Below are 13,368 nucleotides of genomic sequence, written 5' to 3'. Positions count from 1 at the left end.
CGGAGAAATCACTGCTTACTGATCGTCAACTACTTATTGGTTCCAACTTTTAAATAACGAAATACGAACAGGTATATGCTGTTCGCATTGGCCAAACGGAACCGTATCGCCTTTTGTACGTCGCAATTTTGACTTGTCAATCAAATTTTATTAAAAAGTCAAAACCAATTTTATGAGCAAAAGGCGGAGATGGTTAACCAGTTTGCCGGTATTATTACTGATCGGCGTTCTGCGAAGCGAGGCACAATCGCCAACCACATCCATTGATATTAAACAGGCCATTGATATGGCGCTGGCTAACAATTATTCTTTAAAGGCCGACAGCCTTAATAACCCAATAGCAGGTTATGGCGTTCGCGTTGCAAAGGCAGCCTGGTTACCTCAGCTAAATTTTAGCAGCAAAGCCGAGTATAATGCCGCGCTGCCATCTCAAATGTTACCCGGTAAGTTTATCGGCGAACCCGATAAAGACCTTATCCCCGTTCAATTTGGAACACGCTATTCAACAGGTGCCAGTATTGAAGCTACCCAAACCCTTATTAGCAAAGCGGCCAGGTTGCAGGTTGATGCCGCTGAAATGAATACCGGTATTGCAGAAACAAAACACCTGCTTAGCCGCGAGGAGCTGGTGTATCAGGTGGCCACGGCCTATTATGATCTGCTGGCTACCACAGAAAAGATCAATACCACAAATAAGGATTACAAAAACATCCGCGAAATTGAAAGCATTGCCAAAGCCCAATATGAAAGCGGGGTGCTGAAACGCATCGATTTTGAATCGTTACAGATCAACGCCGCCAACATTCAATCACAGTTAGATCAATGGCAAACAAAGTACGATCAGCAGTTGGTATATTTTAAATACCTGTTGGGCGTACCAGCCAATGCCACCGTTACCATTACCAATGAGCTCGCCGGCGGACCTCAATCATTACAAAGTGGCGGCACCCGTTTGTATGAGCGTGAAGATGTACACCTGTACCGCCAGTTGATCGCTTCAAAAGAACTGGAGTTGAAAATGATAAGGGCTGAAAAATTGCCAACGGTAAATGCATTCGCCCGGTTCAATTATCAATCGCAGTACAATAAAATGAGCGATGCGCTGAAAGGCGATTATGGTTATAAAAGCTCAACGATTGGTATCACTACTTCCATTCCCCTGTTCGATGGCCATAGAAGAAAGAACCGGTTAAACATAGCGCAGGTAGAATTACAACAATTGCAATTCCGTAATGAACAGCAGCAGCAACTGGCAAATATGGAATGGGTATCGGCCAGCGAAACGCTTCAGAATAATCGCAAACAAGTGCTCATAACACAACAGAACCTTGAGCTGGCAGAAAAAGTATTCACCTCCCGCAAAGCGCTGTATACCGAAGGCATAACCACGCTCATTGAATTGCTCGATGCCGAAAGAGAGTTAAGCCAGTCGCGAAACTTATATACCCAGGCGCAAATAAATGTACAAACCAGCCTGGTAAATGCTCATAAAGCAAACGGAACATTATTAACTGAATACAGAAATTCATTATAACATGAAAAAGAAGATCATTCAAATAACAGTAGTTGTATTAATTGCCGGTAGCATTGGTGTGGTGCTGGCGAATAACAAAGCAAAGATCGATCTGGCTGCACAACCGGTTAAAGACAATGCGGTGATACCGGTAAAAGCTGCCATTGTAAAAGTTGATTCATTCAATACCGCTTTTACTATTAATGGAACTACAGCGCCCGCTAAAGAAGTAAAGATAGCATCGGAAGTACAGGGCAAGCTGGTTGGGTTATATATAAAGAATGGTGATGTAGTGCGTAAAGGACAGGTAATTGCACAACTCGATGCGGCTGTGCTGCATGCACAACTGGGCAGTATTGAATCGTCGCTGGCAAAAGCAATGCTCGATATTAACCGGTACACAAAGTTGATAGAAATGGGCGGTGCCACATCTATGCAACTGGAAAGTGTAAAACTGCAATACGCATCGTTACTGGCGCAGAAAAAAGAAATGCTGCAACAGATAGCACACATGCAAATTAGTTCGCCCTTTACCGGTAAAATAGAGAACGTAACAGTAGAAGCCGGCTCTTATGTTTCATTTGGTACCGTTCTGGCTCAACTGATAGACAATGCTTCATTGAAGATAAATATTTACCTGAGTGAACAGGAAGCCGTAAAGGTAAAGACAGGGCAGGCAGTAACAGTGAACAGCGTTGTATTAAATGCACCACAACCTGCCCAAGTAAGTATGATCAGTGATAAAGCAGATGCTGCCGGAAAATTTTTAACCGAGATCGATCTGCCCAATAATGGTAAAGAAAAGCTGAAAGCAGGTATTCTGGCCGATGTCACTTTCTCTGGTGGTATTGCCGAAACCGGTTTGTCAGTTCCTGTAAGCGCTTTGCTGGCAGGTACAAAACAGGCAACTGTATACGTAGTAATTAATAATAAGGTGCAACAGCGGGTTATTAAAACCGGAAAGATAACACCTGCAAAAGTACAGGTGCTCGAAGGATTACAGACCGGCGACCAGGTGGTTACCTCCGGCCAGTTGAACCTCGAAAACGGAAAGGCAGTGAAAGCTGAACAGTAAACGCAAGCTGCAAGCTTTAAGCTGTAAGCAAATACAAATACAGCCGAAAGCCAAAGGCCTAAAGCTGAACGCAAATACAAATACAGCTGAACGCTAAAGGCTGAGCAGTATGACTGCTGAATATAAACGCAAGTCTCAAGCTTACAGCCCTCGTCAACTCGTTCCCGATTGCATCGGGATTAACTCGTCAACCAACAACATATGTCATTAACAGAACTATCAATAAAACGACCCACACTCATCGTAGTAATATTCACGGTGCTGGGTCTTATAGGAATAGTAAGCTATTTCTCTATCGGGTACGAACTGCTGCCCAAGATGTCGAAACAAATAATAACCATAAGCACCTCATACCCGGGTGCTGCTCCTTCCGAAGTAGAGAACTCGGTAACGAAGGAGATAGAAGATGCGGTTTCTTCATTGGAGAAACTGGATAATATAAAATCAAAATCGCTCGAAGGCCAGTCGAATGTGATCATCGAGTTCAAGGCCGATGTAGATATCGATCAGGCGATGCAGGATGCGCAACGAAAGGTAAATGCCATCGCTTCGCGTTTGCCCGATGATGCAAAAGATCCGGTGGTATCAAAGTTTTCGGTAGATGAAGCGCCGATCATGAAAATGTCGATAGCCGCCAAAACCGACAACCGCGCATTGTACGATGTGGTAAAACAAAGGATCGTGCCTTTATTGTCGAAACTGGAAGGCGTGGCCAACGTAGGTATAATGGGTGGTGAAGAACGCCAGGTGCGCGTTAATATCGATCGTAAGAAACTGGAACTATATGCGCTGGATGTGCAACAGGTATTAAAAGCAATTGAAACTTCCAATCTCGATTTTCCTGCGGGTTCAGTTAAAAATACCCGGGGTGAAACCACCATTCGCCTGGCCGGCAAATTTAAAAAGCCTGAAGATATAGAAGATGTGGTGATCGCCAATCGCGATGGAAGGGCCATTCACCTCAATGATGTAGCTGTTGTTATCGATGGCGTTAAAGAAACCGAGACGGTAAGCCGCTACAACGCCAATACCGCCATAGGTTTACTGGTATACAAACAAACCGATGCCAATGCGGTAGAGGTAAGCAGGCAAATGCATGAAGAGATCGAAAAGCTGGAAAAGGAATATGCCGCTGATGAATTAAAGTTTGCCATTGCACAGGACTCGTCGGAGTTTACCATGAAAGCTGCCGAAGCTGTTAATCACGATCTGATGCTGGCAATTGTATTGGTGGCCCTGGTGATGCTGGTGTTTTTGCACAGTATGCGCAATGCGGTAATTGTAATGATCGCCATTCCGGCATCGTTGGTTTCTACATTCATTGGTATACATCTGTTTGGGTTTACTTTCAATCTTATGACCCTGTTGGCCCTGTCGTTGGTAGCGGGCATATTGGTCGATGACAGCATCGTTGTATTGGAGAACATTCAACGGCATATGGAAATGGGGAAGGACAAGCGAAAAGCAGCCCTGGATGGAAGAAATGAGATCGGTTTTACGGCCATGTCAATTACCCTTGTTGATGTGGTTGTGTTCCTGCCTATAACAATGGTTGATGGTATGATAGCCGATATCCTTCGTCAGTTCTCCATGGTTGTGGTGGTATCAACCCTTATGAGTCTTTTTGTTTGTTTTACGTTGACGCCATTGCTGGTTTCGCGCTTTGGTAAGTTAACACATCCCAATAAAAAGAAACCGGGCGGGCGTATTATTCTTTGGGTAGAGCAACGCATTAACCGTCTTACCGAAAGTTATACTGTGTTGTTGAAGTGGAGCCTGGCCCATAAACGTTGGGTATTGATCACTACGCTGGCATTACTGGTTGGTTCTTTTTCACTGGTTGGCGGTGGTTTTATAGGCAATGAATTTGTGAATATGGGCGATCGTGGTGAACTGGTGGTGAAGGTTGAATTACCTAAAGATGCCACTATTGAACAAACCAATTTGAAAACGCAGGAAGTAGAGCGGTACATTCTTTCAAAACCCGAAGTGGTAAATGTGTTTTCTTCTATGGGTAAAAACGATAACCAGTTTGCGGCGCAGGGCGAAAGGCATTTGGCCGAAGTAAGTGTGAAACTGGTTGATAAAAGCGAACGTCCATTTAGTACAGAGCAGTTCTCGCAGGTGATAAAAAAGGAATTGCAGGAAAAGATCACGGGCGCCAAGATCAGGATCGCTAACGTAGATATTATGGGTAGCACCAGCGAAGCGCCTATACAGGTAGTGTTAAGCGGTAGTAATGTAAACCAGTTGTTATCCTTTGCCGATACGGTGTTGCAAAAGATAAAATCGGTTCCCGGTGCTGCCGATGCAAAGATCTCTATTGAAAATGATAAACCTGAGGTTAGTATCCGCATCGATAAAAACAAAATGATGGCGCTGGGTCTGCGAATGGACCAGGTTGGAAATACCATAAAGCTGGCATTCAGTGGTAACAGTGATGCCCAGTTATCGGAAGGACAGTATGACTATGATATCACGGTTAAGCTCGATGCATTTGATAGGGGCTCGGTAAATGACCTGCAACAGTTATCATTTGTAAATACAACCGGTGAGGTGATCAGGCTCAACCAGTTTGCTGCTATAGAAAAAACAATCGGTCCGGCCAAGCTAGAGCGTAAAGATCGTATCAGTTCTGTAACGGTTTCAAGTGAAGTGAGTGGCCGCCCGCAGGGTACGGTAGGTGCTGAAATAAAAGCAGCGATAGAAAAAGATCCGTTGCCTGCCGGTGTATCAATAGAGTATGAGGGTAACATGAAACAACAGGCCGAAGCTTTTGGAAGTATGGGTTATGCCCTGATCGCCTCTATCATTTTCGTATACCTCATCATGGTGGCATTGTACAATTCCTATATCTATCCGTTTGTGGTATTGTTCTCTATTCCTGTTGCCATTGTAGGTGCATTGCTGGCGCTGGCATTGGCCATGCAGTCGCTCAATATTTTCTCACTGCTTGGTATTATCATGCTCATAGGGCTGGTTGCAAAAAATGCGATCCTGCTGGTTGATTGCGCCAACCAATTAAAACAACAGGGGTATAAAACAGTAGATGCCCTGATAGAATCAGGCCGCACCAGGTTACGTCCCATTCTAATGACAACCATCGCTATGGTAATTGGTATGCTGCCGCTGGCGTTGGCTAGTGGGGCAGGGGCCGAATGGAAAAATGGTATGGCCTGGGCGCTTATTGGCGGGTTAACCAGCTCTATGTTGCTTACGCTGGTAGTAGTGCCCGTTATTTATGTTATCGTTGACAAAATAGTAAGCAGGTTCAATAAAAAGGCGGCTGCGGTTCAGCCATCACCGGTGCTTATTAATGCTTAATATTTAAAATTAGTATATGGAGGTTTTAGTTGCTTTACCAATAATTGCGCTGCCATTTTTCTTTCCCCTTGTAACGGGTTTAATGGCAAAGACCGTGGGTAGAAAATTCTGGTTATGGTTTTGGCTGGGCTTACCGCTGCCGTTTGTTGCCTGTGTTATACTGCTTTGTTTGCCAGTGCGCCAGCGTAATGAAGACAATGAGTTCAGGATCCATTAAAACTTGTTATCATGAAAGTTCTTTTCGGCGAAAATATAAACGAGGTATTGTTGCTGCATGAAAAGCGCAGAACGTTTATTTTGATCATATTGTTTGCTGTGGGTATTGGTTATCGCTTTCTCGATCTGTTTGTGTTGAAGACAACAGAGTCCGGTACGCCAAATGTTGATCTCAATTTAACCTGGTTATTCCCGGTAACGATACTACTTTTCGAGGTAGTATCGTTCATTGTTATTAGCAAACATTTGCGATCGAACCGTAAACACATACCATTGGGCGCACGGTATGTAAATACTGTTATTGAAGTGTGTTTGCCTTCATGTATGATCTTTATCATTGCAAAACAGTATCCGCAATTCAATGTGCTCAATTCACCTGTGGTGTATATCTACTTTGTTTTTATTATTCTTTCCACCTTGCGGTTGAATTTCTGGTTATCATTTTTCTGTGGTGTGTTTTCAGCGGCATCCTACTTTACGTTCAGTTATTTTTTGTATGAACACTTTTATGCTTCAGATGGAGTAAAGGTAGCCATACTGGTATTTTCAGGTATTGCGGCAGGGCTGGTTGCTCAACAGATAAGAAGTGGTATAAATAAATTACTGGTAGAAGTGGAAAAGCGGCATCTGGCCGAACATCTTTTTGGCCAGCAGATCTCTATGGAAATAGCCGAAAAGATGCTGGAGAATAATGGCGCCATCGAAAGCAAACGCATGCAGGTGGCAGTGATGTTTGTCGATATCCGCAACTTTACCCAATATGCTTCTGATAGAAGTCCCGAAGAGATTGTGCAATACCAGAATGATTTTTTTAAGATCGTGATCGATACGGTTACAAAGAACAACGGCATCATCAACCAGTTTTTGGGTGACGGTTGTATGGTTACATTTGGCGCGCCGGTAAAACTGGGAAACCCATCGCAGCACGCAGTGGCGGCAGCAGTTATGTTGTTGCACGAGCTTAACAGGTTATTACCTGCAACCCGGGTGGGTATTGGTATACATGCCGGTGAGGCGGTAACGGGTAATATTGGTACTGCTCAACGCCGGCAGTATTCTATAACCGGAAGTGTGGTGATACTGGCATCGCGTATAGAACAATTGAATAAACAGTTTGGATCGCAGTTACTGGTTTCGGAGGAGGTGATACAATCAATAGAAGGTGATCAAACCGCAGTCGATTCTTTTGGTTATGTAGCGCTTAAAGGCTGGCATAAACCGGTGGGGGTGTATAAGCTGGCGTAATGGAACAAAGGCTTATACAGCAGATTATTAATTTAATAACACAGAAAGGGGTTTTGCCAGCCAGAATCGCTTTCCCGATGTATAAGTTCAAATTCCTGTGCATCGAAACGCATCCCTTTTCCCTGGTCGAGAATCAGTTTGTGCGTTTTGTTACCAGATGTTGTAAGCTTGAGAATGTTGGTGGTGGGCAGGGCAAAGCCTGAGTGGGGAAAGAAATTCTTTTCTCCCCGGGGACCTGCAATAACCCCTTCGCGTAAATGCGCCTTTACCGTGTCCCAGTTTTTTTTCAGGGCATGTGGTAATATTTCTTTCCAGATAAGGCCGGCCTCATAACCAAGCAGTGAATAGATATTGGCGGGTTGTTTGGCTAAATTTTCAAACCTTTTTACAAATAGTTGGTTGGGCTTACTTTCTGCTTCGCGTATCCATTGCTGCGCAGTGTAAAGCTCCAGGTCAATATGTTTTATATCGGCAATGATATCTTCGTAGGCCATGGTTTCCTGAACCAGCAACGGTATCTTTTTATGGAAGCCACTGCCTAACCATTTTTTAAGGAATACAATACCCCGGTTGCCACTAAAGATGGCGTGTACATAAGGCGGTGGGTCTTTGGCCAGCCGGTCGAAAAAGCCGCTCAGTTCCATACGGTTGGGGTCGTTGGGGTCGAAGGGAACTACCGTTACCTGCATTTGTGTGCCGCCGGCTGCGCCTACGCCCTGTTGAAAAGTGCTGTTCAAATGATAACCGGCTTCATAAACGGGCATAATAATATGACCGCCGTTGCCATACGTTTTTTGCGCCCAGTAACCCAATGCATATTGTGATTGCCATAACTGGTGCGATGCATAAAAAATATCGGGGTGCAGCATGGGGAAGTAAGGCACATGTTCGCCCATATCGAAAAAGAAAGCCGGTTTTCGCTCGCGGTCTATTAGGGGAGTCATATCGGGAATGGCTTTATAGCTGATCAAGCCCGATATAACATCAACCCGGTTGAAGAAAAGCAGCTTGCGCGCTGCAGTTTCTGTATCGCTCGTACTGCCCAGGTTGGTATATTCCTGCACAAACTGTATGGTGCGTTGACGCACCGGATCAAGTTCCATACCCAGCAGCCAGCCCGTGAACAGGTGCTGCGCATAGTACGGATAGGTGCTTGAGTAGGGGGTGAGGAAACCAACGGTAAGGGGGGCGGTCATGCGCTTATAATGATTGTACGGTTAAAGATCGATTTTAGGGTCTGCTTGGAAAAATGCCCTGTACGGCAATGATATAGTTCATGCCCACATACGGTGGCATAATTGAAAAGGGCTGACCTTCGCCGGTAGTGTCTGTTGTTAAGGTGCCACTCACCTGGCTCGATGCCAGGGTTGTGCTATTGTCCTGGGGTGCATACCCTTTAATAGGAGTAGCGCCGGGGCCGCTGCCTATTAAAGGCAGTACAGCAGGCACCAGGGTATTACCAGGAATGTTTGTAGTACCAGCGGTTGTGCTTGCCGATTGTGCTACTGTTAATCCATTACCATTGGCTGTGTGGCTATGCGCAGGAATATTAGTAATGAGCAGGGTAGTGGTTGCGGCACCTGAAGTTTCGCCTACGTTGATATTGGGTAAACCGGTACCCTGACCAGCACCAATAGGAAAACGGCCACGCAGGTCGGGCAGTGCGAAAGTGGTTGAACCATTTCCGCCATAGGTAGCTCCCAATAAAGAGAACAGCGCGGTATTTTGGGCTACTGACAATACCTGGCCGTGGCAAAACATCCAGTGTCTTGGTGCGAAATTACTGGCGAACATTAGAATCGCGCCTAATAATGGTTGATCCATGCTAAAAAATTAAGGTATGAATAACAGGGTTTAACAAATATGCTGAATGCATCAGGCCGAGTGCCGGATGCGACAGTATATATACTTTGGGGTTATGAATAAAAGTTTGGGAATTGAATGGTTGTGCCATGCTGCCGGGCCGACATAGTCGCCAGCGTTCCTATTACACTGTTGGTTGCAGCTACGCATACTGGTGGGTGCCCGGTAGCAGGCTGTTGCACGGTTTTCACAAAATCGTTCAACATCAGGGCTACGTTTTCCTGACCAGGCGCCTGTTTATATTGGGCAAGGCTGTTAATCAGGTAAGGATGATTGTCACCCAGATCAAGGCGAACTGCATTTCCACCGGTTACGTTTACCCATTCCCAAATATCCTTCCAGCTACCGCCGGTTGCCTGTAACCAAAATCCGGTTGAAATGTGTTGCTCTGTATTGAAATTGGATTGTAATAAAACCGATTGACCATTGCTGGTTTCCAGGCAAATGGTGCTTGCCAAACCGGAGGTTACAAACTGATAAGAGGTTTTGGTTTTGGGATTCACTTTCGTAATAACACAATCCTGCTGATGCTGTTGTATACGCATAGAAGTATATCGATTCGCTGAAGATATACCTAACAAATTAGCGGTGGCAGTTGCGGGGTAAACAGGGTAGGGAGTAGCACCCTGCTCTGCCTGTAGTGGCGAATAGCCTGCACCGGCATGAATGGTTTTCAGCTCGCCCAGCTTACCTTCCGTTATCATGCAGGTAATAGCCATCAGATCGCGGCGATAGCTTTGCTCATCGAGCGTTACATATTGTTTACCGGTTTGTTTACTGGTGTTTACAATATCCCAATGTTCTTCAATAGTGCTGCCCATAATGGGGCCACAGGCTACGTGTTTGCCGGCCAGTAAGGCGGCTTTGGCTATTTCGTAATGTATATGCCAGGGTGTGGCAATAATCACGGCATCTACATCGGTGCGGGCAAGCAGCTTTTTATAGTCTGCCGAACCCTCATTATAAAAAGCAGGTAACGCAATACCTGCTTTATTAAAGATTTGTTTTATTTGTTGAATGGCCGCAGCATCGTGCTCGCAAATGGCGCTTACATAAATTTCTTTATGTTGTAATGCTGCCTGCAGGTATTGCTGTCCCCACGCACCGGCGCCAATAAGCGCTATACGTAGCCGTGAACCATTTGATGCGGTTAACCACGATGGAAATAATGTAATAGTCGGTACCAGAATTGCGGCATTCTTAATGAATTGCCGGCGGGCAGTAGTTGTTGGTTTGGGGTTCAAAAGTCAGGTTATTAATTAAAAAAGAAGCAAATATAAAAGAGATATTTTATTGTGTCATACTATCACGTGAATTTGTGGTTAAGAATTTGAATTTTTTGTTGCTTCTGGTACTTCGTTCTTTACACCTCATTCATATTAAACGGCAATTTTCGTATTCGCTTTCCTGTTAAATCATAAATAGCATTACACAATGCAGGCGCAAAGGGAGGCAGCCCCGGTTCGCCCACACCACCCGGTTTTTCTTCGTTTTCCATTATGTAAATTTCAATATCCGGCACATCGTTTATACGTGGCATACGGTATTGATGAAAATTTGTTTCAACAGCTTTTCCATCGGCAAAATTGGTAGCATGTATTGTGGCTGCGCCCAACGCCATAACAATGCTGCCTTCAACCTGTGCTTTTATAATATCGGGATTCACATACCAGCCGCAATCCATAACGGCTACTATACGATCGATCTTTAATTTGCCATCGGCCTGTTTCGATACTTTTACCGCTTCGCCCACAATGCTTTTAAAACATTCGGTAAGGGCCAGGCCCCAACCCGAATTTTTACCCTTTGTTTTCCAACCGGTTATTTCTTCCAGTTTATCAAGAATGGCCAGGTGGCGTTCATCGCGCAGGTGTACGCGTCTGAAATCGATGGGGTCTTTTTCGGCTGCCAATGCCAGTTCGTCAATAAAACTTTCATAGGCAAATGCGTTGGTCGATGAATATACCGAACGCCACCACATAACAGGAATAGTTGATTCGGTAGGAACATCTGAAAAACTATAATGATCAATTGAATTGAAATATGGTTCGGGCAATCCTTCGGTGGTGCTGTCGTTAAAACTGCTTTTATCGGCGCCCGGATTTTGGTGGCCCATATTCTGCGCAGCCATCTTTGTTTGAAAGGCGGCAATGCGGCCGTTGTTCAACCCGGCTTTGCATTCATACATAGCGCCGGGCCTGAAAGGCCCCTGTGTTAAATCATCTTCACGCGTCCATACTACCTGAACAGGGGCTTTTATTTCCTTACTTATCAGCGCCGCTTCGGTGGTATAATCGGTAAACGCCTTGCGGCCAAAACCGCCGCCTAAAAAGGTCATATGCACGGTTATATTATCTATGGGCATTTTCAACCGGTCGGCCAGGTCGCGTTGTATCCAATCGGGCCCCTGAATGGGGCCCCATATTTCACAGGTATTATCTTTTACATCGGCTACACAGTTCAGTGGTTCCATACAGGCGTGTGCTTCATAGGGCGTTTCATAAATGGCCTCTACTTTTTTTGAAGCTTTGGCAAAGGTTGCTTCAAAATTGCCGCCGGTACGTTGCGAAAGACCCGGCTTTTTCAGGTCTTCTTTCATGCGGTTGAACAATGCGGCGGTATCCAGGTGTTCGAAACCGGTGATATCCCATTCTACTTTCAATGCTTTACGGGCCTGCATGGCGGCCCAGGTATTATCCGCAATAATGGCTATACCTTCCCTAACAGTATTGAACACCGGCATTTGCACTTTGATAACGTGTTTCACCCCGGGCATGTTCTTTACGGCGCTGTCGTCATAACTTTTTACTTTACCTAAAAAGTGCGGACTGCGTTCTACCACGGCATATAGCATTCCCGGTAATTTTTTATCGAGACCAAATTCTGCTTTACCATATACTTTGGCCGGCGTATCCTGCCGGGGCAAAGGTTTACCTATAATGGTGTAATCTTTTCTTGCTTTTAATGTTACCTGTTTGGGCGGCGTAAGTTTTGCGGCTTCTTCTACCAGTTCGCCATAGCCGAGCTTTTTGTTGCTGGTGCGGTGAATGACCTCGCCGTTCTTTGCATAACATTCTTCTTTTGGTACGCCCCATTTTTTAGCGGCTGCTTCAATAAGCATTTCGCGGGCAGTAGCGCCGGTCCTTAATAAATGTTTATAGGCGCCACGAACGGTACTACTGCCACCGGTGATTTGACTGCCACCGTACTTGCTTTGATGGCCCGGGCCAAATACGATCGATACCTGGTCGAGCGACACTTCCAGTTCTTCAGCTATCATTTGCGGCACTGCCTGAAAAGCACCCTGACCCATTTCGGCGCGGTGATTTACAAGCGATACTTTACCTGTTTTATCAATAGTAATAAATGCGTTTAATGCAATGCCCAGGTTGTTGGCAGTTGCTGCTGTAACAATGGAGGCATCTTCAGCTGCCAGTGCAGGAAAATAAAATCCTATGGTAAGCGCTGCGCCGGTAAAACTGCTTAGTTTAAGAAAGGCGCGGCGGTTGATTGAATTTGATGGTTGCATAACACAGATTGGTTAACTTTTAAAAACTTTTTGCCGGTGGTTGTTTCATCATGGCGGCGGCTTTATGAATGGCTTTGCGAATGCGCGGGTAAGTTCCGCAGCGGCAAATATTGCCCAGCATGGCCAGGTCAATATCGCGATCGGTTGGGTTGGGATTGCGTTTCAGCAATGCCGCGGCCGACATGATCTGTCCGGTTTGGCAATACCCGCATTGCGGCACCTGTTCTGCTATCCAGGCCTGTTGTACGGCATTGGAGTTATCGGTGCTTAACCCTTCAATGGTGGTTATTTTTTGATTGCCAACTGCCGAAACGGGCATGGAGCAGGAGCGAATGGCATTACCATTTAAATGCACGGTGCAGGCGCCGCATTGCGCCATGCCGCAACCATATTTTGTGCCGGTTAAATTCAACAGATCGCGCAGCACCCATAACAGGGGCATTTTGGGATCAGCTTCTACTGCGTAGGAACCGCCGTTTATACTGAGTTTGTAGGAAGCCATAAAAAAGGGTGATTTTAAAGTGGGTATTAAGTTACGACGGCGCCGGTACGGCTTCCTAATAATTTATTCTAATTGTGATCAAAATCAGTCCAACGCCGTTG

10 protein-coding genes are annotated in these 13,368 nt (G+C 45.4%); 5 read left to right on the top strand and 5 right to left on the bottom strand.

The window, feature by feature from the left end; all coding sequences use genetic code 11:
* Positions 1 to 172: 172 nt before the first annotated feature.
* From GGD38_RS04710 to GGD38_RS04690, 5 genes are all read left to right on the top strand, one after another.
* Complete coding sequence (locus GGD38_RS04710; RefSeq protein ID WP_375299173.1) at positions 173 to 1,534, top strand: TolC family protein; 1,362 nt, start codon at positions 173 to 175, stop codon at positions 1,532 to 1,534.
* A 1-nt stretch (position 1,535) separates the two neighbouring features.
* A complete protein-coding gene (locus GGD38_RS04705; protein WP_375299174.1) occupies positions 1,536 to 2,588 on the top strand; it encodes an efflux RND transporter periplasmic adaptor subunit in 1,053 nt (350 codons plus the stop codon).
* Positions 2,589 to 2,789: 201 nt separating this feature from the next.
* Entirely contained in the window at positions 2,790 to 5,912 is a 3,123-nt protein-coding gene (locus GGD38_RS04700) for an efflux RND transporter permease subunit (RefSeq protein ID WP_375299175.1), read from the top strand.
* Positions 5,913 to 5,928: 16 nt separating this feature from the next.
* Entirely contained in the window at positions 5,929 to 6,129 is a 201-nt protein-coding gene (locus GGD38_RS04695; RefSeq protein WP_375299176.1) for a hypothetical protein, read from the top strand.
* 11 nt (positions 6,130 to 6,140) lie between these two features.
* Entirely contained in the window at positions 6,141 to 7,373 is a 1,233-nt protein-coding gene (locus GGD38_RS04690; protein WP_375299177.1) for an adenylate/guanylate cyclase domain-containing protein, read from the top strand.
* A gap of 32 nt (positions 7,374 to 7,405) precedes the next feature.
* Here GGD38_RS04690 and GGD38_RS04685 read toward each other — a convergent pair whose 3' ends face one another.
* The 5 genes from GGD38_RS04685 to GGD38_RS04665 form a co-directional block, all read right to left on the bottom strand.
* On the bottom strand, positions 7,406 to 8,569 hold the full coding sequence (locus tag GGD38_RS04685) for an ABC transporter substrate-binding protein (RefSeq protein WP_375299178.1): 1,164 nt from the start codon (positions 8,567 to 8,569) through the stop codon (positions 7,406 to 7,408).
* Between the two features lie 34 nt (positions 8,570 to 8,603).
* Positions 8,604 to 9,197, bottom strand: coding sequence for a phage tail protein (locus GGD38_RS04680; protein WP_375299179.1), 594 nt, complete (start codon positions 9,195 to 9,197; stop codon positions 8,604 to 8,606).
* Positions 9,198 to 9,289: 92 nt separating this feature from the next.
* Positions 9,290 to 10,480 carry a Gfo/Idh/MocA family protein gene (locus tag GGD38_RS04675; protein ID WP_375299180.1) on the bottom strand — a complete coding sequence of 397 codons (1,191 nt, stop codon included), beginning with the start codon at positions 10,478 to 10,480 and terminating at the stop codon, positions 9,290 to 9,292.
* A gap of 119 nt (positions 10,481 to 10,599) precedes the next feature.
* Complete coding sequence (locus GGD38_RS04670; RefSeq protein WP_375299181.1) at positions 10,600 to 12,765, bottom strand: molybdopterin cofactor-binding domain-containing protein; 2,166 nt, start codon at positions 12,763 to 12,765, stop codon at positions 10,600 to 10,602.
* Between the two features lie 19 nt (positions 12,766 to 12,784).
* Positions 12,785 to 13,267: a (2Fe-2S)-binding protein gene (locus GGD38_RS04665; RefSeq protein ID WP_375299182.1), complete on the bottom strand. Its 483-nt coding sequence runs from the start codon at positions 13,265 to 13,267 to the stop codon at positions 12,785 to 12,787.
* Between the last annotated feature and the right edge of the window lie 101 nt (positions 13,268 to 13,368).

The sequence above is a fragment of the Niastella sp. OAS944 genome, assembly GCA_024809215.1.
Lineage (GTDB): Bacteria > Bacteroidota > Bacteroidia > Chitinophagales > Chitinophagaceae > Niastella.
Note: the sequence above shows the minus strand (reverse complement) of the source record. Positions and strands in the feature narration are given on the sequence as shown.